This is a genomic window from Phycisphaeraceae bacterium, from assembly GCA_019636655.1.
Classification (GTDB): domain Bacteria; phylum Planctomycetota; class Phycisphaerae; order Phycisphaerales; family UBA1924; genus JAHBXB01.
Map to the genome: position 1 here is coordinate 632103 of JAHBXB010000001.1, position 21864 is coordinate 653966.

Sequence of the window (21864 nt, forward strand, 5' to 3'; positions counted from 1 at the left end):
TATTGGTGTTGCTTATAGGTTTGGGGGGGTGATTCAGCGCACTTTTGTCGGGTTCACGGAGGGCGATTCAGCGCATACCGGAGGGCGATTCAGCGTGGACAACTCCCGCTGTCCCTCACTTATCCACAGGCCCAGTTAGCTTCAACGATCGCGGCATCGCGACCCACCCGCGTGACAGCGGCGGCAACGACGGCCGCAGCACCAGCCCCCCTATCACCTCGTCGATGCGGGCATCTGGATACACGGCGCACACCTGCCGCAGCGCGTGCCGGAACTCCTTCTTGAAGTCCTTGGACCGGGCGTAAGCCGGCCCGAACTGGTCCTTGAGGTTCTGCCAGCTCAACTTCACACCACCCGGTTTGGTCACGCGGCAGAGCCGATGCGCCAGCCATGTGTACACGTCCAGAGCCAGCGACGAGTGCTTGAGAGCACCGAGCGCCCGGTAGTCCAGCGGCACCGCGTGCCCCACGAGCGTGTTGTAGAAGTCTTCGGAGAGTTCGAGAACGCCCGGCCACAGCGTCCGCTGTGACCCATCCTGGTCCCCTTGGTGAAGCCAGGCCTCGAACCGCTTGATCGGCTTGGCATCCAGCGTCACGGCCTTGCCGTGCGCGAACATACCGATGGTCATGCGGCACGCCGCGAGGGCTTCCATCTGCCGCTTGAGGGCGGTGTACCCACCGCGGGGGCCCCCACTGGTCTGCATGCCCAGCCGCGTGAGGAACTGCCGCATGCTGTCGCCGATCTCAACGGACCGGTTCCGCGTCCGCACAGCTTCAGAGGAAACGTGGACCAGGACGAGACGGGGCGTCGCTCCATAAGGCAGAGGCTGATCCACCCAGTCGAGCCCGTTGTAGAGCTTGCCGGCCTCCAAGAGCAGGCTCGCGTGCCCGCTCCGCCGCTCGTAGATCCGCTCCACCGTCCGGCTCCTGGGCATCCCGATCTGGCAGAGCACCGAGTGCAGGAAGTCCATGCGGTCCGGCGGCTCCTGCCGGATGGCCGTGGCCGCATCGATCAACCGTTCAATCGTGCGCGGGATCCTGACCAGCTCGCGGCCGCGGCCGTCCCAATCCGGGGGCTCCGAGTCCCTCACCGGATCAGCCCGTTGCTCCGAAGCCACGGCTCGATCGCCGCTTCGAGCATGTCCTGCAGGGTGTTGGGCTCGGTCCCGCTCAACTGGCGTTCGAGCGATGCCCGCTTCAACGCCTTCGCGAGATCCCCTCTGATCCGTGTCGTGATCGACACACGCTCCACGACCGGGCCGGCGTTGGCAATAGCCGGCCGGTTCGAGTACACGAACTCCCGCTCCTTGACGGGATCCACGGCATTGCCAGCGGCCGCCGCGGCCGGCGGCTTGATTCCCTCAGTCAATGTCCTCCTGTCCACCATCTCCCCTCCCCTCACTTCGCTTCGGCGGGCTCTTTGCGTCCCGCCTTCGCCGGTTCGTGCAGGAACACATCGGGCAACAGTTCACTGAACAACTGCTCGACCTCGATCGCGGCGTCCCTGGCACGCGATCCCATATCCCAGACGACACTCCCCTGCCCCGGTGCATCCGCGTAGATCTGCCGGAGCGTCATCGCGGTCGTTGCCAGCGGCAGCGACAGCGCCTGGGCCGCATCCTTCATGTCCTTGGTCAGCCGGTAGTTCTTGCCGACCATGCTCAGCACGATCCTCGCCTCCGGGGCACCGCCCCGGATGTCCTGGGCCTGCCGCAGCACTTCGGTGACTTTGGCCAGTGCCCGCACTTCGAGCATCGACGCCTTGCACGGCACGATGGCAAAGTCCGACCGGAGCAGCAAGGCCCTGCTGGTCTCAGTCTGGCTGCCGGGGCCATCGGCGATGACGAAGTCCGCCTCCTGCCCCAGCGATGGGAGTTCATTCAAAATGGTGTTAGCATCCGCGAGCGTCACCGCCCGCACCTCGGGCGCCGCCTCGCGAACCCACTCCGATGACGATTGCTGGGTATCGCAGTCGGCCAGCACCACGCCGTGCCCATGACGGCACAGCCAGGCGGCGAGGTGGACGGCAAGCGTGGACTTACCGACCCCTCCCTTGCTGTTGGCGATGGTGATGATCATCCCCGATCCGTACCACGGATCGAGCCTTACAGGCAAGCAGTATTTCACGACGGCTCGCAAGCCCCCATGCTCGCCTGCTCGAGAGCAAGCGTGCACGCAGGCCAGCAAGCATGACGACCACCATGCACGACGACGTGCCTGCAACACGGGTGTCCATCTGGCAAGTCTGCCATCACGCTGTCGTGCCGGCTGGCCAGCATGCCGTCAGGCTTGCTGGACAGTCGGACGGCCGGCTGGTTTCACGGTGCAATCCGATCGCGAGCAGCGATCGGGGAGATGTCTGCACACAAAATGGTTCAAGTTGGCAATCAGCAAGTGGTCGGATGAACCGGGCGTCAGGTCAAGTTCTCAAGCTCGATGCCACGGTCAGGCGTTCGGATGAAACGGCCGCGAGAGGGCGGAGCTGGTCCGGGTTGCGGAGCCCCGAGCGGCCGGAGGCCGGCCTTCCTGGGTGTCGATGTTTCCGCCGAGTCGACTCGATTCGTCGACCCTATGTCGAACGCCACCAGCTACACTCGTCGATGCACGACGCCGCGACAATCATCCGCTCCTGGCGGGACACCTTTCTAGCCCAGAAGAGGCTCGCAGAAGGAGCCATGGCCCAGGTCTCCGACGAGCAGCTTCACTCGCCTCTGGCGGCGGGGCTCAACAGTATTGCGGTCATCGTCCAGCACTTGGCGGGCAATTTCGAGTCTCGCTTCGGCTCTGGATGGCTGGAGGTCGATGGCGAACGACCCACGCGTGACCGCGACACCGAGTTTGCAGATCGCCGCCTGCCCCGAGATCAGCTCATGGCCCTGTGGGACCGCGGCTGGCAGACGTTGCTGAGCGCTGTGGACGCTTTGCGCCCGGAAGACCTTTCTCGAACGATTCACATACGCAACGAGCTGCACACCCTGCCGCTCGCGATGGCGCGAGCACTCGCACACGCCGCCTACCACACGGGCCAGATCATGCAGATCGCCCGCGGATTGGCTGGAAGCGAGGGATGGCGGTGGCAGACGGTTCGACCGGGCGGGACGCGAGAGTTCAATCGTACGAAGGGGCTGCCGTACTGACGGCGGGGTCGCGAGCGGGAAAAAAGGAAAACCGCCGGAGCGGGATCGCTCCGGCGGTCGTCCGCGTTCGGTTGGCGCGGCGCGTCAGTCTGCATCACGTTTCGGAGTCCAGGCGTTGACCCGCTCCGCCAGCGTCTTGTCCTCAAACCCCTTGGGTTGGGTCCTGGCCTGGCTGAACAGTGCGGCCAACTCCTCGACCAGCGCCGACTTCTTGCGGCTCAGGGCGGCCGATCCGCGGGCCTTTCCTCCCAGCGTCCCGACCAGGTCGGCAAGCTGGATCTTCTGGTACCCCGACAGCCACTCGGCATCCGGCGTCCAGTGATCGCGGACCGCGACCTTCAACTCCGTCGCCAGCATGCCGAGCAGGGCCGTCTCCCGCTGGCCGTGCCCGGTCAGGCAGTCGGCTAACAGCACCACGAGAAGCTCGTCCAACGCCTTCTCGTTCAGCTTGCACAGCCGCTTGTACGCGTCCTCCTCGTACACGATCCTGTCCTTCTTGAACGGGTCGATCGCGTCCCGCTCCTTGCGGAGCGCGGCGAACACGTCGGACTTGAACGTCTCCGACGCCCCGGCGTGGAGAGTGGTCCCGTTGGCCTCGCGGCGGAGCGCGATCGCATCGCTGGTCACCTTGTCGTGGAGGGCCAGCACGAGCAGCCGCTTGCGGACGATGGCCGGGGCCGTCCGGACCGCCTGCCGCACCGCGATCGCCTCGTGATGCCGAACCGCTGCGGCCTGCCGGTCCGACAGGTCGTTGGCCGTGGGGGGAGGGGGCGGGGCCTCCGGCTTCCCGCCACCGCCCGCCGTCCCGTTCCGCCGCTCGTCCTTGCCGATCCTCGGCACCCGGTAGTGCCGCTCGACCCGGCCGTCCGGCGAAAGCACGAGGAACGCCGTCGCCCGGCACTTGGTCTCTTCGTCGTACCGTCCCTGGGCCTCGCGGACGATCTCATCCTCCTCCTGGTCGAGCGCGTCCAACTCGGCCGATGCCTTGTCGTCGTCCGCGTCATCTTCGCCGATCTCGATCTTCTCCCGCTTCTCGGCCAGCTTGTCGAGCCTCGCCCGCTCGGCCTGGGTGAACCTCGGCTCCGGCTCGCTCATGGAGTACAGCCGGTCCTGCACCTCGGCCCGCTCGCCAACGATGACCTCCTTCCATCCGTCCTCGATCAGCGTCTCCCGCTCCCTGGTCAACGCCGCGGCCTGGGCCTGCATGAACGCCTTCCGCTCGATCAGGACACAGTCGCGGAACAGGTCGGTGCTGACCGCCTCCGCCGGGAGCGAGTCCACGTCGAACAGAGCGTGCTTGGCGTCGATCCACCGGTCCTCGATCAGGTTGCGGACGTGCTGGGCGTGCCTCGGCCGTCCATCCGTCTCCTTCCACACCTCCATCTGCCTCGCCTCGGGCACCGCCGCGAACGCCTCGGCCGTCGCGGTGTCGATCTGGTTCGCCCGGTACGCGTCCTTCACCGTGCGGCACAGCCCGGCCAGCTTCATCCGCTGCCGGATGTACGCCTCGCTCACTCCGAAGTGGGCCGCGATCGCGTTGACTCCCTGGCGGTCGACGCTGGCCATCCGTGCGAACGCCTCGGCCTCGTCCAAGGGGTGCATCCCCTCGCGGGTGAAGTTCTCGGTGAGACTGAGTTCCTCGGCCTCCTCAGCCTCGACCTTTCGCACGACGCACGGGATGGACACTGTCTCATCCTGGTACACCGCCCGGAGCGCCTCCAGCCTCCGGTTCCCCGCGATCACCCGGAAGTGCCCGTTCTCCGGCCGGACCACCAGCGGCTCCAGCAGCCCGTGGGCCCGGATGGAGGCGACCAGTTTCCGGTGAGCCTCCCGCTCCGGCTTGACCCGCCTGGGGTTCCGGAGGTTGGCCACCAGCTTGGACAACGGGACGGTTACGCTCGCCTGACTGTGGCTCGATTGATTGGCCTGCATCGCCAGTCTCCTTGTGCCGAGACGGGCCAAGTCGCTCGGTCGAACCGATCGCACGGGCGCTTGCCTCTCGACGGAGGTGGGCTGCTCTCCTGGCGCGGGGGTCCCCCGCGCGTACAATCACCCCGGCGAGAGGCAAGGGGCATCCACTCATCTCAATGAAGACACGCCCGGCCCCGCGACGCCCCGCGGGGCCGAACCGTCTGTTGACCTGATCCGGCCCGGACCAGCCCCCGCGGCACCTGAGCGGACCAGTGCCCGGCTTGATAGGGCGGGCCCGGCACCACTGGTACGATGTCGGCGTGCCACGCAGGAAGATTGCGAAATACGGGCAGCACGCGCTGAGCGTTCACCGGGAGGGGCTTCCTCGGGAGCCGCAGCTTGTATACATCGCGTGCGCGAATAGGCGCGTGAAGTACCCGGCAGGTCTCAAGTCGAGAGTGGTGTACATCGGGACCACCGAACGGGGCGTGGCGCGGATCGCCGAGAGCGCGGCCAAGAAAACTACCGAACTTCTGACGGAGCACGGATTCAAAACGCTCCACTTCTTCGTGGTCAAGTGCCGTGGAGTCCAGAGCATCGCCATGTGGGAGAAGCTGGAGAGTGCGCTGCTCATGGAGTTCCGGGACATGTACGGCGTGTTGCCTAGGGGCAATCACAAAATCAGCAAGAAGTTCACGTGGGCGTCGATCGAGGAGCACTTCGTCAGGTCAGCGCTCCGGGACACCCTGCTGGCGTACGACTGATCCGAGGTACAGGGAGAGTCATGGCAATCTCAGAGAGGGATATCAAGCTGCTGTGGGGGCGTGCCGCGGGACATTGCTCGGCTCCCGGTTGCCTGGTCAGCCTTCTTCCGCTGCTCGACAACAGCGGAAGCGTCGTGATGGGCGAAATGGCGCACGTGATCGGGCGACGCCCGGGATCGGCGCGGAACGACAGCGGCGCTGGAGAGGGGGACGGCTACGACAATCTGATTCTCCTCTGCCCCAATCACCACACCGTTGTCGACAAGGCGGAGGCGGATTACCCGCCGGCGACGCTGCGGCAGTGGAAGGCGGTGTGGGAAGCCCGGGTATCGCGCCGCGTCCTGAAGCGGGTGTCCTCCCGGAGCGACGACATGCTGGACACGCGCCTCTGGACTTATTTCAACTTCGGGCTTGTGCTGAAGCTGCATCGGGAGCACTGCGCCGATCCGCCCCTCGGTTCACTCTCCCGCCTACGGCAGGGAGGGATCGTCGACGACGACGGCTTGCCACGAAGCGGGGATGGAGAGAAACGGTTCGGCCCTCCCCGAACGGTGTTCGAGACCTGGGCCCAGGACAAGGCGCGTCAGCTCCAGCAGTTCTACTCGGGGATTGTGGAGGGGCTGATTCATGAGACCCCGCCGCTTGACCTGGACGAGGTCTGGGGCATCCGCAAGCTGCGAAGCCTGCTCTACCCGATGGCCGTCGTGTCGTTGAATCGCCGGTGCCACTTCAAGACAGTGCGGAAGCAAGGCGAGAACGAGGAACGACGGGTGCGGTGCCGGGCGAAGGGCATCGAGGTCGTGTTCCAGATGGACTCGTGGAACGTGTTCAGCAGTTCGTCGCTCGACCTTCACTTCCGGGGGAGCACTCGGACCCTGGCGCTGTTGCTGGTGAGGAGCGTGGAGGCGTCGCCGGGGTCGGGCCCGATTCGCCTCGTCGTCAAGACGACACCAATCGCCCTTGGGGCGGGGTTTCCTCCGAGCAGCGACCGGACGCCGGCGATCGCATGGCGCAAATGCGAGAGCGACGAGGACGAGGCTTTCTAGCATTGGGGCGTCACCGTGGTTGTCGAGGACGCGGCCTGCCGCACATCATGGTCGGCGTGGCTGATCAACTTCGCGATGATCTCTGCCGCGGTCTTCTGGATGCGGTCGAGCGACGCGGCCAGCGTCTCGGTCTTCCCGTCGTAGAGCTGGATGTAGTCGCTCGCGGCGGTTCCGGTCTCCAGCCCGATGGCGGAGGACACGACGAACGCCACCGCCTCGGCCTCGGTCTCCCGCACGGTCTTGGAGATCTCTTTCCGGTCCTCGCCTCGGTGCAGCAGCTCGTGGGCCAGCTCGTGCACGATCACTGCGAACTCACGGGCCGGCGGCAAGCCGGGCCGCACGCTGATCCGCCCGCCGCGTGAGACGCCGTCCGCCCCCATCGGCAGGTCCTCGGTGTCCAGCGTGATGCCCCGCTCCGCGACGAGGGCCTTGATCCGCTCCAGGTGCACGCCCGGATCGCCGGCGACCTGCGGCGGCTCGGGCAGCTCTGCGCCCTCGGTCTGCGCCACGTCGAACACGTGCACGCCGCGGAACCGGAGGACCGGACGGGACTTGCCCTCATTGCTCTCGTCCTCGTCCCTCGGCTTGATCAGCATCGGCGCCAGGATGGCGATCCCCTTCTCGCCCTTCTTGACGAACCGGCCCAGCGACTTCCAGGTGTGGAACCCGGCGACGTGGGTCGCCTCCGGCCGTTGCCAGAGGATGAGCATCACGTTCCCGAAGCTGTACTTGTGGAACCGGGCCAACACGGCGAGGTACTTCGTGAGCGCCTCACTCTTGCCTGCGGCCAGCGCGGTGGCGAGTGATTCGAGGGCCTGATCGGCGATCTTCTTGACTTGGTCGGCTTTCATGGATTCTGCTCCTGGTGCGGGTCCCGCGACGTGCGGTCCCTTCACCGGGCAAGGGACCACTCGCGGGTGCACCAGGGAGCAAGCGGCGCGGCCGTTCCTCTACACCGTCGCTTCCTCCACCCGCCCGCCGGAGAGCCCGCCTCTGCACAGCCGAGTGCCAGATCCAGTCCCGTCCCTGCGGGACCTGGCGCGAGGCGTGCCCGGCTCGAAGGCGGGCAGAGCCAGCCGCGACGGCGGCCGCGCCGCGTCCGAAAGCCGACTCAGTCAAAGGGAAACCCGCCCCGGTCACACTGCCGCAGCTGCACCGATCGTGCAGCACTCACAGCGCCGTGCGGAACGTGCCCGGCCGGGAGGAAATGGGACGAAAGGCCAACTTGTCAGACGCTCGCGGGGTCCACGTCAGTCGCGACGGTGCAGGCAACGCGGGAACGGGATGCCCCGCGCGATACGAGCCGGTCAGCCAGTAGGGACTGTGGTGAAGTCGACCTCTTCGCGCCTGTTCGATGCGGTGAACTTGCCGCTACTGAGCGACCGTCACGGCCCGCCGGAGCATGGAGATCGGATCGGCCATCGTCGGCAGCACCGCGAGGATCTGCACCGCCTCGGGCGTGACGCGGTAGAGCACGCCGAAGGGGAACCGATGCGTCAGGGCCCGTCGCACACCCGGGTGCACCTCGGGGCACGAGAGGGGGAACTCCTCGATCCGCACCGCGGCGCCGCGGATCTCGGCGAGGAACTCTCGTCCGAGTCCGGGCCTCGTGGCGTCGTACGCGGATGCCGCATTGGCGATCTCGAACACTGCCGGCGGCGCGATGACCACCGGCAGGAGGCGGGTCTGGTGCGGGAGGGGGGTCATCGCCGCGCGATCCGGACGATGGCGGCGTCGAAGGGCTCACAGACCATGAGGCCCGAGTCGATCGCTGCGATGCGGCCCTGGATCTCGATGACCTCGGCATCTGTCAGCAGCGCGGCCTCGACGGAGTCGCGGACGCTCTCCCAGAGCCGCTGGGCAAGGTCGATCCGCTCGGTGACGGACAAGGCCGAGAAGTCAAAGTCGTGGTGTCCCGTTGGGTGCACGCAATCCTCCATCTGTGTGGGTTTGGTGGGGAGAATGACACGCTCGATTGACCTTGTAAAGGGCGGAGTTGCCAGTGCAGGGTGACCGCCAGGCCTCTACGTTTCCCTGCTAACCTTGCTACCGATGCCACCTGCCCGGCCGACTACGAAGGGGATCCTGCAGCGTGGGTTTCTTCCCAAAGAGCTGCCTCCCTGTTTTGACTCCACGACCTTCGCGGTGTTCGCGCACGCAAGGGCGAAGTCTCTCTCGGGGGCCTACGCCGGGAAGTGGACGAGGTCGGTGCGGTACAACCTTGTACGCCCCGGGGGTGGAAGGCGGGTGCTGTCGATTCCGAATCCGCTCGGGTACGCCTGTCTGGCAGCGACGCTGCTGGAAGACTGGCCGGCACTCTCGCGGCAGTGTCAAGGATCACCGCTGTCACAAAGCACGCCGCGGGCGGGACTTGAGGGAGAGCGGGAGGTCATGCCCGCCAAGGAGCTCAGGTCACTCTTCGACTTGCGGCTTGGGAACCGGGCAGAATCGGGCTACATGGTTCGGGCGGACGTGCTCGATTTCTATGGGTCGATCTACACGCACAGCGTTCCGTGGGCGCTTGTAGGAAAGAGCGTGGCCAAGGGTCGGGTGCGCGGGAAGGCGGCGAAGGGATCCAAGCCTTGGCCGGACCGACTCGACGAGGCGTTGCGGAATGTCCAAGACGGACAGACGAACGGAATCGACGTCGGGCCGGACAGCTCGTTCGTGATTTCCGAACTGCTGCTCTCGGTGGTCGACACGGAATTGAAGAAACGAATCCCTGGCATTCGGGGGTTTCGGTACTACGACGACTATGAGCTCTACTTTTCGGAGCGGAGCGAAGCGGAGGAGGGGTTGGCGGCGCTGCAGGACGCGTTGCTCGAGATGGAACTGGTGCTGAACCCGCGAAAGACCGAGGTTGTCGCGCTCCCGCAACCTCTCGACTTCAGATGGGCGATGGAGCTTCGGCAAGCCGCCCGCGGGATCGGAGGCCGACGCACGCAGCGGGATAGCTTGGTCGACCTGTTCGAGCGGTCGTTCTCGCTCATCGCAGGGGGCACCAGGGAGCACGTTCTCCGATATGCGGTGGGCCTCGTGCAGGAGGAGTTCCTGCACCCCGACAACTGGCCGGTGTATGAGAAACTGCTCTGGCAGGCCTCGCACGTCGAGCCTGCGATTCTCCCCGCGGTTCTGGGCGAAGTCCTGAGGTATCGCGATATGGGATTGGCAGACGGCGGCGAGGCTCCGATTGACCTCGAGATGGCCGGCGACGTCCTGAACCGCCACATCATGCGGTCGCTGCGACAGGCCACTTCGCACGAGGTGGCGTGGGCGGTCTGGGGACTCGCGGCGCTGGAACGATCTATGGAGAAGGACGCAGCGGTCGCTGCGTGCAAGTCGGTGGATGCGGTCGTGGCGGTCATGATGTTGCTCGCGGACGAGCGGGGGATCATTGACAAAGGCTTCACAACCGACGCATGGACGGATGCCGCAGCGCCGGAGGCTCTCGCGACCGGCGTCTGGTTGCTGGCGTACGAGGCTGGCGTCCGCGGCACGAAGCTCGGGAGCTTGGCAGCCGGGCAGGGCTGGTCGGCAAGCCCGTTCGAGGAAATGTTCGAGAAAATGAAGCGGGCCGGCGTGACGTTCACTGCGGATCGCTTTGGATACTCGGAGGAGGATTTCGATTCCGATGAGTACGACTACTCGTTCGATGACGACGACGAGGACGACGATGAGGAGGATGTCGATGAAGACTGGGACGACGACGACGATGATGGAGGCGTGAGGTTCTAACTGGTCACATTGCGAGTGCCGACGTGTCACAGCCGCGAAGGAACCCGGACACCGCTACGCTTCGGGCTGGGGCAGTGTGTATCCCCCGGAATGAGAGCTCAACGTGGACATGTCGTTTCGCCGTCGGTGGCTCGGACTTCCTCGAGTGGTGTGTGTCGCCCTCGCCACCGCCGCCCCGGCTTCGGCGGGTGTGCTGTTCAACAACGGCCCCATCGTGACCAATCCCACCGGCGGCACCGGCGCCATCGCCGGGCTGCCCATCAGCCAGGCGGACGGGTTCACCGTCCCGGGGTCGACGTTCATCTTCTCCACCACCGGCATCGGTGCGACGGTCCCCGCCAACGTGTCGGTGGCCGAGGATTTCACGGTCCCCGCCGGGCCCGGCTGGGATCTGGACAGCGTCACGCTCTTCGCCTTCCAGACCTCGCAGACGACGCCGACGGTGACGAGCGTCCGCCTCAACCTCTGGACCGCGGCCCCGTTCTCGGCCGGCTCGCCGGCGCCGCTCCCCGATCCCTTGCCGCAGCCGGTGCTCTCGGTGCCGCTGACCCTCGCGGCCGGGCCGGGCACATTCGTCGCGCACCGCCAGAGCCCGACGAGCACCTCGACGGTCCGGCCGGTCTTCTCGTACACGGTTTCCCTGGACAGCCTGCCCAACGGCGGCGTCCTCGCGCCGGGGACGTACTGGCTGGAGTGGTCGTTCGAGGGGGCGGCGACCCCGTCCTCCAACGTGTTCGTGCCGCTGGTGTCTCCGCGGACCGCGGTGCCGGAGCACAACGCCCGGCTGTTCAATGCGCTGAACTCCTCCGATACCCGCGACTGGTTCGAGGGGCGCGAGGGGTTCGTCGCCGGCGAGTCCGAGGGCCGGGCGTACTCACTCCCCTTCGTGCTGGGCGGAACCGTGGTCCCCACTCCCGCCAGCGGGATGGGCCTGGCGATCGGAGCCGCGGCGGCCTTGCGCCGCCGACGCCGGCCGATCTCTTCCGGGCCCCGGGCTTGTGAACCCCAGGCGTGAAAGAACGGACCCGCCCCGTCAAGGGCGGGCCCGCCCGGTGGGTCGAAGGCGCTACTCCTTCTTCTCGGAGTCGACGCGGAGGGTGAGGCGGCCGTCCAGCGGCACGCACTCGACCTGGACGTTGAAGCCCTTGCCGTCGGCGTGCGCCCACGCGGACCCGATGCGGGTCCAGAAGGACTTCTTCTGCTCGCCGGTCCCCACGTCGCGGACGTGGTAGACGGTGTGGCTGGGGGCCTTGCCGGAAGCGCCCTGGGCCTGGCTGGTGGTGCTGGTGTTGCTGTTCATACGAGTCTCCTTTCGAGAGGTTGTGAGGCCGCGACTATCGCGACCTGATGGCACTCCTCGCGAGCCGGACGAGACGGAGACAGATCGCTGTCGTTCCGTCAAGCGGAAACTGGGAGGGACCCGTCGAGCTGCAGCCCCCTCGCGGGCGAAGCGAGCGGGAGGAACCGGGTTTCTGCTGGACGGACCGGCGACGGCTCGACCGTGCCAGCAGCAGCGTCGCGACTGGTCGGGCGGCCTCGATCTCGAAAGGCCCAAGACTCGCAGAGCACCACGCACCCGCAGCGGCCCGGCGCCGACCAGTCCCGCCACATCGTCACTCTTCTCGCTCCCGCGAGGACCGGAGAGCACAAGTCTCATTCGGCCCGCATCCGCGTGGGTGATCGCCAGGCAGGAGTTCCAGGTTGCACCGTGCAATCTGCGACGGTCACCCCACATATCGCGCATCGCCGAGAACCGCAGCGCCGAGCCTCCCGTAGGGCGGGCCAGTAGCCGCGGGTCACGCTCGCGTTTACCGGTTGGTAACTACTTCTGTGGTAAGGTCGAAGATGCTCCGCATCGTCCAGAACACCTCCGTCGGCGGCGCCAAGAGCTACTACTCCACCGCCGATTACTACACCGAGGGCCAGGAGCTCACCGGCACCTGGCGCGGCCTGGGCGCGGAGCGCCTCGGCCTCTCGGGTGCAATCCAGAAGTCAGACTGGGACGCTCTCTGCGACAACCTCGACCCCCGCCCCCCCCACGCCGGCGAGCAGCTCATGCCCCGCAACCGCCGAGTCCGCCGGGTCGGCTACGACCTGAACTTCCACTGCCCCAAGAGCGTCAGCGTCCTCTACGGCCTCACCAGCGACCAGCTCCTGCTGGACGCCTTCCGCGACTCGGTCAACGCCACGATGCAGGACATGGAGGCAGAGATGCAGACCCGCGTGCGCTCGCAGGGCCGCAACGAGGACAGGACCACCGGGAACCTGGTCTGGGGCGAGTTCATCCACTTGACTGCAAGACCAATCGACGGCGTCCCCGACCCGCACCTGCACGCGCACTGCTTTGCGTTCAACACCACCTTCGACCCCGAAGAACAGCGCTGGAAGGCGGGGCAGTTCGCCGGCCTCAAGCGGGACGCCCCGTTCTTTGAGGCGGTCTTCCACTCCCACCTGGCCCGCCGCATCGAAGAGCTCGGCCTCCGCACCGAGCGCACCCGCACCGGCTGGGAGATTGCCGGCGTCCCGACCACCGCGATCGAGAAGTTCTCCCGCCGCACCGCGGCGATCGAGGCCGAGGCCAAAGACAAAGGCATCACCGATCCGCACGCCAAGGGGGAACTCGGCGCCCGGACCCGCGAGCACAAGGTCAAGGACCTCCCGATGGACCAGCTCCGCCAGCAGTGGCACTCCCGCCTCTCGGCGGACGAGCAGTCAGCGCTGGAGAACATCCGCGAGCGGACCGGCTCCAAGGCCCTCCCCGAGGACGAAGCGGCCACCCGCGATGCGGTGCTCCAGGCCATCGACCACTGCTTCGAGCGGAGCGCAGTCCTCCCGGAACGCACGCTCCTGACCGAGTCCCTGAAGCGCTCCGTCGGCAAGGCCGCCCCCGACCGGGCGATCGCCCGGACGAGAGGCCAGCCGCTGATCACACGCACGCGGGACTCCCGCCGGTTCGTGACCTCGGCCGAAGTGCTGAGGGAAGAACAGGGCATGCTCGCCTTCGCCAAGTCCGGCCGCGGCGCCTGCCGCTCGCTCGCCCCGGCGGGGTACCAGCTCACCCGCGACTGGCTGACCGACGAACAGCAGGCCGCCGTGCGGCACGTGCTGACCAGGCACGACCGCGTGATCCTGGTCCGCGGCGCTGCAGGGACTGGCAAGACCACCATGATGCAGGAGGCTGCCGACGGCATCCGAGCTGGAGGCCACGATGTGCTCACCTTCGCCCCCTCCGCCGCCGCCAGCCGCGGCGTACTCCGCCACGCCGGCTTCGGCGAAGCCGAGACCGTCGCGCGCCTGCTGGTGGACCCACAGCTGCAGGACCGCGCCCGCGGCCAGGTGATCTGGATCGACGAAGCGGGCCTGCTCGGCTCCCGCACCACCGCGCAGGTCTTCTCCCTCGCGGACCGGCTTGATGCCCGGGTTGTGCTTTCGGGCGACCGCCGCCAGCACGGCTCGGTGGAACGCGGCGGCGCCCTGCGCCTGCTCGAAGACGAGGCGGGTCTGATCCCCACCGAGCTCCGCCAGGTCCGCCGCCAGACGGGTGAGTACAAGCGAGCCGTCGAGGCCCTGGGCGAGGGGCGCACCGCCGAGGGATTCACGCGACTTTCCGACCTGGGCTGGATCAAAGAGATCGGCGATCAGGAGCGCTACAGGGTCCTTGCCGCCGCGTACCTCGACAGCACTTCCAAGGCCGGCAGCACGCTGGTCGTCTGCCCGACGCACGCCGAGTCGGACCGCATTACCGCCGAGATCCGCGACGGCCTCAAGGCCACCGGCCGCCTGAGCACAGACGAACGGGCGTTCACCAAGCTCATCCCGCTGCAGCTGACCGAGGCCCAGCGGGCGGACAGGCTCTCCTACCAGCCTGGCGATGTGCTGGTCTACCACCAGAACGCCCGCGGCCACCGCAAGGGGGACCGCCTCATCGTCGGCGCGGATCCGGTCCCGACGGAGCAGGCGAATCGCTTCTCGGTCTTCCGACCGGGCTTCATCCGCCTGGCCCCCGGCGACCGCGTGCGGATCACCAAGAACGCCACCTCGATGGACAAAGCGAAGCGCCTCAACAACGGCGACCTGGCGGGCGTGGAGGGTTTCACGGCCAGGGGCGAGATCATCCTGGACTCCGGCGCGGTGCTGGCCCCCGGTTTCGGCCACCTGGACTACGGCTACGTCGTCACCAGCCACGCGTCCCAGGGAAGGAGCGTGGACCGCGTGATCATCGGCCAGTCGGCCGAGTCCCTGCCGGCTTCCAGCCGCGAGCAGTTCTACGTCAGCGTCTCCCGCGGCAAGAAGCAGGCGACCATCTTCACCGACGACAAACGGGCTCTTCTGGACGCCGTCAGCCACGGCGACGAGCGACTCACCGCGACAGAGCTGATCCACGAACGCGAGCGCCGCGAGCGCGGCAGCACGCTGCAGCGTCGGGAGCTGCTGGCCGTGACCCCGCCCCCGGCCCGGGAGCCGACCACCGTCCATGAGCACAGGGAGATCGACCATGACCGATGAGAATCGCCCCGGCGAGAGCCTCCTGGAGCGGTACACCGGCCGCCGCCCCGCGGGGGCGGGCGGGCCGGGAGAGCGCGGCGGCGAACCCGGAGCAGCGGATTCGCCCTTTGGATCGGCCTCACTCTCCACCGCTCAGGAGGAAGGCACAGCGGAGGACCTGGGCGCCTTCGGTTGGCTCCGGGGCATCCGCGACCGGGCCGTGATGCTGGAGCTGCGGAAGTCGGACGGGACGATCCTGGCAATCGGGTACGGCTGGCTGGAGCGGGCGGAGTTCCACCCCTCCGACGGGATCGTGCTGCACGTCCTGGGGCGGACGATCAAGATCAGGGGCCGCAACCTCAACCGCGACACCCGCCCGGGCATCCGTCTCTACGAGGGCATCGTTCGGCACCGAGTGCCGTGGCTGCGCCAGGCAGATGCTCGAGAAGATTCTGCCGCGGGTGACAGCGCGGCCGTGATCGAGGACATCCAGTTGTAGTGCGAATCGAGCGAGCAAACTGGGGAGCACATGGCGTGTAGCATTGCCGGGAGGGCGGCGAGAGATCGCCGCATCGGCCATTTGTCCGGAGAACGGGCCGCCATCCCGAGGTACGCTTGCACTCATGAGCAGTTCGCGAACCACGATCGACGCCAAGACGGCCGAGTTCATCCGCTCGCAGAGGCTGTTCTTCGTGGCCACAGCGCCACGGAAGGCGGACGGGCTGATCAACCTGTCTCCCAAGGGGCTGGACACGTTCGTGGTACTGGACGAATGCACGGTCGCCTACCTGGACCTGACGGGAAGCGGCATCGAAACGGTGGCGCACCTGAAGGAGAACGGACGGATCGTAGTGATGTTCTGCGCCTTCGAGGGCGCGCCCAACATCCTCCGGCTGCACGGCCGGGGCGAGGTCGTTGAAATGGAGAATCCCGAGTTCGCGGCGATCGCGGCCGTCTTCCCGCCCCGGCCTGGCGCCCGGGCGGTGATCAGGATCCACGTGAAGCGTGTATCGTATTCGTGCGGCTTTGGTGTGCCGCTGATGGAGTTCCGGGGACACCGCACGCGGCTGGAAGAGCACTGCGAGCAGAAGGGGGAGGCAGGATTGCGAGAATACCGCGAGCGGAAGAACCGGACGAGCCTGGAGGGGCTGCCCGGTCTGGGCTAGCGCCCCGGCCCGCGGTAATCGCGGGTGCGTTTCTCGTCCCTGGCTTTGAGGCCGCGCAAGAGGGGCTGGAGCATCCCGACCACCGACGCCGCGGCCATGACGCCCATGCACACCATGGCGACCTTGTTAAACACCGCGGCGTCCCGCTCCGGGGCGTGCTTGGCCATCTGCTGCGCATCGCGGGCAATGTAGAAGGGGTTGGGCTGGTTCATCATGCGGTCCTCACCCTTCGACCCTACCACAACTCGATGCCGAGAAGTGTGACAGTTTGATGACATTCGGAGGGGCTCGCAGCGATCACCTGCCCTGCGCGCCTGCACGCATCAACTCAAGCCGCCCCCGTGCCACGTACGCCAAATCCACCGCTTCGGCGTTCCGTTGGACACACTGCTCAAACCGCTCAATAGCAGCCGGCTTGTCCCCAGCAAGCATGAGCACCATACCCGCATAGAACCTTGCTCGGGTTTGCTCTGTCGTGCCCTTGGCCACCTCTAGTAACTGCTCCTCGCCGACGGATCCTGAGGCCAGTTGCAGAGCGACCCTGGTGAACTTGTCGGAAGCGATCGCGATGCTGTTCTTGAGGAGCCTAGCGGCGAGTTCCGTCCGGCCTGCCTCAGCCAGAACGAAGTACTCCAGAATGGCAGACTTGTCCGCAGACACACCAGTCTGCCCCGACTGCTCGTCCAAATCCTGCAGCGCCAAGTCCCACTGTCCCAGCATCGCATACGCGTGGGCGCGTCCTGTGAAGCAGTTCGTCTTGGTCCCATCCAGCTCGATGGATCGCGTGAAGTCCGCGATTGCCATCTCCGGCCTTCCGAGTGCAATGCGCAGCCACGCCCGGCTCCCAAAGTCTCCCGCGTTGCGACCGTCGATCGCGATGGCGTGCGAGAGCGCGTCCTCGGCTTCCGCGAGTTGGTCGATCTTCTGGGTCAGGATCGCCCGCATGCGGTAGCGATCCGCGCTGTTCGGCTCAAGTCGGATGAGCTCGTCCACGTCCGGGATCGCTTCGGCCGGTCGATTGAGGTACACCAGTGCCGCGATGCGGTTGTTGCGGGCATTGAGATTCGTCCGCCGCAGCTCGATCGCGCGGTCACAGTCGGCGAGGGCGTCTTCCCACAAGTTCAGCCGGGACAGGACGATCGCCCGGTTGACGTAGGCGTCGTCATAGCGAGGGTCGATCTCGATCACCCGGTCGAAGTCGGCCTTGGCGTCGGCGAGCTGACCCGCCTGCAAGTTCGACCACGCCCTGGTGAGGCACGGCTGAATATCGGATGCCGGAGCGAGTTCAATGGCTCGTGTGGCATCGGCGATCGACTCCTCGTGCTTGCCGAGCACGGAGCGCACCTGGGCCCGGCCGACGTATCCCGCGACCAGCTTGGTATCGAGCATGATCGCTTTGGTGAGCACGTCCTCCGCGTCCATGGGCCGGTTTAGTCCCTGGTACGCCTGGCCCCGCTGCAGCAACAAGCCCACTCCATCGGGTACCCGTGCCGACACCTTCTCCAAGTCATCCAGCTGCGACTGGTGCTCTCGAAGATTGCCGTAGCGGTGCGCCCTGTTCAACAGCGCATCGGTCCGGTTCGGTTGAAGCTCAAGGGACTTGGTAAACAGCGATATCGCTTCGCGATCGTCCGTTGCGATGACGCCTCTGGCGAGAAACGCGTCCGAGCTCCCGGGCGCCAGCCGCACCACCTGCGCAGCCTGTTCGCGGAGTTTCGCGGAGGATTGCGCCTCGCCCCACTGATACACCGCCAAGAGGTAGAGATGCGATCGGAGGTCGTCGGGGTACTTCGCGCAGACTTTCTCGAGCACCTCGGCGGCTTCTCGGCCCCTCTCCTTGGCATGCAGTGCCCTGCCACGTTCTCGGAGTAACGCCAGATTGCCCGGATCGAGAGCGAGCCCCTGATCGGATGCGGAAAGAGCCCGTTCCGGCTGCCCCGCTTCGGCCGCGGCAACGGCTTGGTTGAAAAGGAGCGTGACTTGGCTGGCGCGAAAGTCCGCTGCGCTCTTCTCGGCTTGATCGGATGCTCGCCAAGCCCGCACCCCCAAGACTCCGCCTGCAGAGACCGCTAGCACCATTGCGAGCGTCAACCCCGACATTGCCTTCCGACGCCTCACGAAGTTCAGCGCCCTCACCATCGCCGGCGGTCGCCTCGCCAGGATCGGCATCCCCAGGACCCACCGCTGTAAGTCGTCCGCAAACGCCTGCGCCGATTCGTACCGCTCCCTCGGCCGCTTCGCCAAGGCCTTCTGGCAGATGATCTCCAACTCCGTCGGGACTTGGCGGACGATCGCCCGCGGCCGCATCGGTTCGGTCGAAATCACCCGGTGCAGAATCTCCCGATCGTCCTCCGCCGCAAACAGGGGCTTGAAGGTGAGAAGCTCGTAGAGCGTTGCCCCTAGAGCGTAGACATCGCTGCGCCGATCCACCGGTCCCACAGTCGCGTCCACACTTTCGGGGCTCATGTATCGCGAAGTGCCGATAAGCGCCTGCGTCATCGTCAGTGGGCGGTGCCCGTCCACGCCGTTCGGCGATCCAACCATCATGGATCGAGCGAGCCCGAAGTCGCAGATCATGAGCCGACCAGCGCGGCTCAGCAGCAGGTTCGCCGGCTTGATGTCCCGATGCAGCACTCCTTGTTCGTGCGCGTAGTGCAGCGCCTCGGCGACGTCGGCGATCCACCCCGCCACACGCTTGAAGTACTCGGCGCCACCGGCGTGCCCGCTGCTGCCGCCGCGAACAGCAGCGGCGAGCTTCGTCACCGCCGATGTCGACGGCGTCGGCGTCTTGTCCGTCGCCGACGCCACGATCGTCAGCGCCGCTTCCAGCCCGCCTGCCTCTCGCATTTCCTGGATCAGATCACGCAGAGACCGCCCCTCGACCAACTCCATCGCGTAGTACAGGGTCCCGCCCACCTCCCCGAAGTCGTAGACGCCGATGATGTTCGAGTGCTTCAGCCCCGCGGCCAGCGCGGCTTCCCTTCGGAATCGCTCCATCGCGTCAGGCCGCACCGCCCCGAGCAGTGCCGGCAGCACCTTCAACGCCACGTGCCGGTGGAGGCTTGGCTGCCACGCCTTGTACACCACCCCCATCCCGCCCCGTCCGATTTCGCACTCGACGCGGTACCCCGCCTTGCCTCCTGCCCCCGCTCGGGCGCTTGTTGATTCAACTCCCAGTAGCTCGTTGAGCCGATCCACTGGCGTGGCAATGTTCAGCGGCATCTCCCGCCACACCCTCTCCGCGGCCTTCAGGTCGTCCGCGAGCATCCCCAGTCCGCCGATCCTGGTGCTCTCTTCCAGCCAGCGTCGGCACACTTCACAGGTTTCGACGTGCTCCGCCAGTTCGCTGAACTGCTCCTCGCTGAGCGGCTGGCTCGCGTTCGCTCCCAGCTCCATCTCCGCAGCTCGGCGGCATGTCCGGGTCGTCGTCATGATTGAGCTTCCTCGTCCCCCTCCACAAACGTGTCCGTAATCTCGGCATCCCCAGTTGCCGCGTCACGTTTCTTGGCGAGTTCCGCCATGCGCGTTCGGATCATGCGCAGCACCTGGCTGCGGGTGACGTACACGTGCCCGATCGTCATCCCGAGTTCCTTCGCCACCACCGCCGCGGGAACTCCGCGAAGCACGTACAACCGGAAGGCCTCCATCCGCCGCGGCGCGATATCCTCCGCCACCTCCTCCAGGCAAAAGAGCAGATCCTGCATCCGCCACTGCTCATCCCAGTCTCGCCGGTCGTTTTCCCCTCGGCGCTGCGCTCGGTTGCCCGCGTCCCCTGACTCATCCAGGCCTGAAGGGCCGCCGAGAGGCACCTCGCCGCAGGCTCTCCGCTTTCGGTACACATCGAGGATCTTGCGTTCCGCGATCCGCAAGATCCAGTTGCGGAAACGCCCACGCGTGGTCTGGTATTCGAACTCGCCGATGTGCCGAAGGACCACCATCATGACCTGCTGCACGACGTCCTCGGCATCGGCTGCACTCAGGCCGCGGAGCATTGCCACGCGGTACACCGGCGACGAGTACATCTCGTAGAACCGCTGCCAAGCGGCATTCCCCACTCCAAAGTGCGCCGTTCGAACGTCAACCCGGGGCTGGCCGTCGGGTCCGGTCATTGAAGAAGGAGCATTCGCGAGTTGCCGGAGTTGAAGGAGGAGTGACGGCCGAGTGTCCGACAGGTCGCGTCCGGAAACGACTGGGAGGCTTGCAGAACGCGGAGAGCCGAAGGCCTGCTGACCCGGTACGTTCGGCGGCTGCAGATCCCGAGGAAGCCGCGGGGGTGGCGTTGGGGGAGTTGGCGGGGTCGCGGGCATGTTCTCTCCACCAAACGCTATCACACGTGTGGCTCCGTCCCCCCCCCGCTCGTCGTGCCCATCAACTGCTGCCCAAAGGCAAACAGACAGCGTCGCCAAGCTCGCTGGCGCACCATAGCGTCTTCTCCCCACTACGTTGGCAGCCCCCCGTTCTAAACGGGACAGCCGGGATTCGGCGAAGGATAGGGGCAGTGGAGTCAGTCAGTGCCCGCAATGGCCCTTCTCGCAGCCGAATCAAGTACTGCGTTGGCAGACCACAGAAGGAGTCCCAAGTGGAACCCGCTCCACAAAATTGAGGGAAGTCGATTCAGATTCGGCCGCGGCAGCCGTATTCACCACGGACCGGGAGCGTCCTGGTGGCCACACACTGGCAAACGCTTGTCTTGGCGCGGAAGGTCCGCCGCATCCGGAGGCGTGGATCTCTGGAAGTTCAGAGTGTGTCAACCCGCATGACTGCGGGAGAGAGGGAGCCGTCGTGTCCAAGAATCTGAAGAGCCGAAACGTGATTGTCGTTGTTTCCGCCACCGTTCTGGTCGCGGGCCTTGGCGTGTCCGCCGCCAGCGCGGATGTCTTGTGGAACAACGGCAGCATGGTCACGCGTCCGGGACAAGGTCTCGGAGGAGCGGATGTCAGTGAGGCCTCGCAGAGCAACAACCGCGTCGGCATTAACTCGTTTCGGGTGCCATCCAACGGTCTGCAAGACGCGAAGGTCGCCGATGATTTCACAGTTCCCGCTGGGGGTTGGACTGTTGCAGGGATCACCGGGTATGCGCAGATGAGCTCGTCGTATTCGAGTCCGCCCTCGGTCTCTCCGATTACTAGCGTGCTGTTCCAACTCTGGAGTGCATCGCCCTCCGATGCAAACGACCCTGGCGCGGTCATCGCGAGTAGCACGACGATTTTGAGCAATGAGTGGTCGGGGGTTTACCGCATCAGGAACGGGTTCTCAGTCACGACTTCCAATCTGCCAGTGTGGGCTGTCACGGCGGACTTCGGCGGCCTGACACTGGCTCCGGGTAACTATTGGGTGTCGTTCAATTTTCAAGGCACAAGCCCAACGGGAGGCACGACAGGTACTACACCATTTGTGATGGCCATCGACGGCACTGGTGCCCCGGTGAACGTCGACGGGAACGGACGCGAGTGGACGATGACGTCAGAAGGCACGAGTGGATGGAGCCAGACCCAACTGGGCACGCCAGTGCAGGGCGTCGAGTATCCGTTCATCGTGAGCGGGACACCTGCTCCGGCACCGGGAGCAGCGACCCTGCTCGGTCTCGCTGGCCTGGCGATGGCGAGACGTCGCCGCTAGGC

The 21864-nt window shown here is 66.3% G+C and carries 20 protein-coding genes; 9 read left to right on the plus strand and 11 right to left on the minus strand.

Annotated features, from left to right (window positions below):
- Nucleotides 1-115: 115 nt before the first annotated feature.
- The 3 genes from KF745_02720 to KF745_02730 form a co-directional block, all read right to left on the minus strand.
- Nucleotides 116-970 (minus strand): hypothetical protein, encoded by an 855-nt coding sequence (locus KF745_02720; GenBank protein ID MBX3357320.1) that lies wholly within the window; start codon nt 968-970, stop codon nt 116-118.
- A gap of 116 nt (nt 971-1086) precedes the next feature.
- Entirely contained in the window at nt 1087-1383 is a 297-nt protein-coding gene (locus KF745_02725; GenBank protein MBX3357321.1) for a hypothetical protein, read from the minus strand.
- Nucleotides 1384-1397: 14 nt separating this feature from the next.
- Nucleotides 1398-2078, minus strand: a complete 681-nt coding sequence (locus tag KF745_02730; protein MBX3357322.1) for a ParA family protein — start codon at nt 2076-2078, stop codon at nt 1398-1400.
- 521 nt (nt 2079-2599) lie between these two features.
- Here KF745_02730 and KF745_02735 point away from each other — a divergent pair.
- On the plus strand, nt 2600-3136 hold the full coding sequence (locus KF745_02735) for a DUF1572 family protein (protein MBX3357323.1): 537 nt from the start codon (nt 2600-2602) through the stop codon (nt 3134-3136).
- An 84-nt stretch (nt 3137-3220) separates the two neighbouring features.
- Here the strand turns inward: KF745_02735 and KF745_02740 are convergent, their stop codons facing one another.
- Nucleotides 3221-5068 (minus strand): ParB/RepB/Spo0J family partition protein, encoded by a 1848-nt coding sequence (locus tag KF745_02740; GenBank protein ID MBX3357324.1) that lies wholly within the window; start codon nt 5066-5068, stop codon nt 3221-3223.
- A gap of 299 nt (nt 5069-5367) precedes the next feature.
- Here KF745_02740 and KF745_02745 point away from each other — a divergent pair, with 299 nt between their 5' ends.
- Together KF745_02745 and KF745_02750 are read left to right on the plus strand one after the other, a co-directional pair.
- Nucleotides 5368-5811: a hypothetical protein gene (locus KF745_02745; GenBank protein MBX3357325.1), complete on the plus strand. Its 444-nt coding sequence runs from the start codon at nt 5368-5370 to the stop codon at nt 5809-5811.
- Between the two features lie 20 nt (nt 5812-5831).
- Entirely contained in the window at nt 5832-6857 is a 1026-nt protein-coding gene (locus tag KF745_02750) for an HNH endonuclease (GenBank protein MBX3357326.1), read from the plus strand.
- Here the strand turns inward: KF745_02750 and KF745_02755 are convergent.
- From KF745_02755 to KF745_02765, 3 genes are all read right to left on the minus strand, one after another.
- Entirely contained in the window at nt 6854-7708 is an 855-nt protein-coding gene (locus KF745_02755; GenBank protein ID MBX3357327.1) for a hypothetical protein, read from the minus strand. The genes KF745_02750 and KF745_02755 overlap by 4 nt on opposite strands.
- Before the next feature lie 520 nt (nt 7709-8228).
- Nucleotides 8229-8564: a type II toxin-antitoxin system RelE/ParE family toxin gene (locus tag KF745_02760; GenBank protein MBX3357328.1), complete on the minus strand. Its 336-nt coding sequence runs from the start codon at nt 8562-8564 to the stop codon at nt 8229-8231.
- Nucleotides 8561-8785 carry an addiction module protein gene (locus KF745_02765; protein MBX3357329.1) on the minus strand — a complete coding sequence of 75 codons (225 nt, stop codon included), beginning with the start codon at nt 8783-8785 and terminating at the stop codon, nt 8561-8563. Before KF745_02765 ends, KF745_02760 begins: the two co-directional genes overlap by 4 nt.
- Nucleotides 8786-9248: 463 nt before the next feature.
- On the opposite strand from KF745_02765, the gene KF745_02770 reads away from it, so the two are divergent.
- Both KF745_02770 and KF745_02775 read left to right on the plus strand, forming a co-directional pair.
- Complete coding sequence (locus tag KF745_02770; GenBank protein ID MBX3357330.1) at nt 9249-10592, plus strand: RNA-directed DNA polymerase; 1344 nt, start codon at nt 9249-9251, stop codon at nt 10590-10592.
- 109 nt (nt 10593-10701) lie between these two features.
- Nucleotides 10702-11607, plus strand: a complete 906-nt coding sequence (locus KF745_02775; protein MBX3357331.1) for a hypothetical protein — start codon at nt 10702-10704, stop codon at nt 11605-11607.
- A 51-nt stretch (nt 11608-11658) separates the two neighbouring features.
- Here the strand turns inward: KF745_02775 and KF745_02780 are convergent, their stop codons facing one another.
- On the minus strand, nt 11659-11892 hold the full coding sequence (locus tag KF745_02780; GenBank protein MBX3357332.1) for a hypothetical protein: 234 nt from the start codon (nt 11890-11892) through the stop codon (nt 11659-11661).
- Nucleotides 11893-12437: 545 nt separating this feature from the next.
- Here KF745_02780 and KF745_02785 point away from each other — a divergent pair.
- The 3 genes from KF745_02785 (at nt 12438) to KF745_02795 (ending at nt 16243) form a co-directional block, all read left to right on the plus strand.
- Complete coding sequence (locus KF745_02785; protein MBX3357333.1) at nt 12438-15098, plus strand: relaxase domain-containing protein; 2661 nt, start codon at nt 12438-12440, stop codon at nt 15096-15098.
- Nucleotides 15088-15576, plus strand: a complete 489-nt coding sequence (locus KF745_02790; GenBank protein MBX3357334.1) for a hypothetical protein — start codon at nt 15088-15090, stop codon at nt 15574-15576. The genes KF745_02785 and KF745_02790 overlap by 11 nt, the downstream gene beginning before the upstream one ends.
- Before the next feature lie 124 nt (nt 15577-15700).
- Entirely contained in the window at nt 15701-16243 is a 543-nt protein-coding gene (locus KF745_02795; protein MBX3357335.1) for a pyridoxamine 5'-phosphate oxidase family protein, read from the plus strand.
- Here the strand turns inward: KF745_02795 and KF745_02800 are convergent.
- The 3 genes from KF745_02800 to KF745_02810 all read right to left on the minus strand — a co-directional run bounded on the left by KF745_02800 (nt 16240) and on the right by KF745_02810 (nt 20352).
- Nucleotides 16240-16458, minus strand: coding sequence for a hypothetical protein (locus tag KF745_02800; protein MBX3357336.1), 219 nt, complete (start codon nt 16456-16458; stop codon nt 16240-16242). The two genes, KF745_02795 and KF745_02800, sit on opposite strands and share 4 nt — an antisense overlap.
- Before the next feature lie 82 nt (nt 16459-16540).
- Complete coding sequence (locus tag KF745_02805) at nt 16541-19675, minus strand: protein kinase (protein ID MBX3357337.1); 3135 nt, start codon at nt 19673-19675, stop codon at nt 16541-16543.
- On the minus strand, nt 19672-20352 hold the full coding sequence (locus tag KF745_02810) for a sigma-70 family RNA polymerase sigma factor (GenBank protein ID MBX3357338.1): 681 nt from the start codon (nt 20350-20352) through the stop codon (nt 19672-19674). Before KF745_02810 ends, KF745_02805 begins: the two co-directional genes overlap by 4 nt.
- Nucleotides 20353-21025: 673 nt before the next feature.
- Between KF745_02810 and KF745_02815 the strand changes: the two genes are divergently transcribed.
- Nucleotides 21026-21862 carry a hypothetical protein gene (locus KF745_02815; protein MBX3357339.1) on the plus strand — a complete coding sequence of 279 codons (837 nt, stop codon included), beginning with the start codon at nt 21026-21028 and terminating at the stop codon, nt 21860-21862.
- Nucleotides 21863-21864 lie beyond the last annotated feature (2 nt).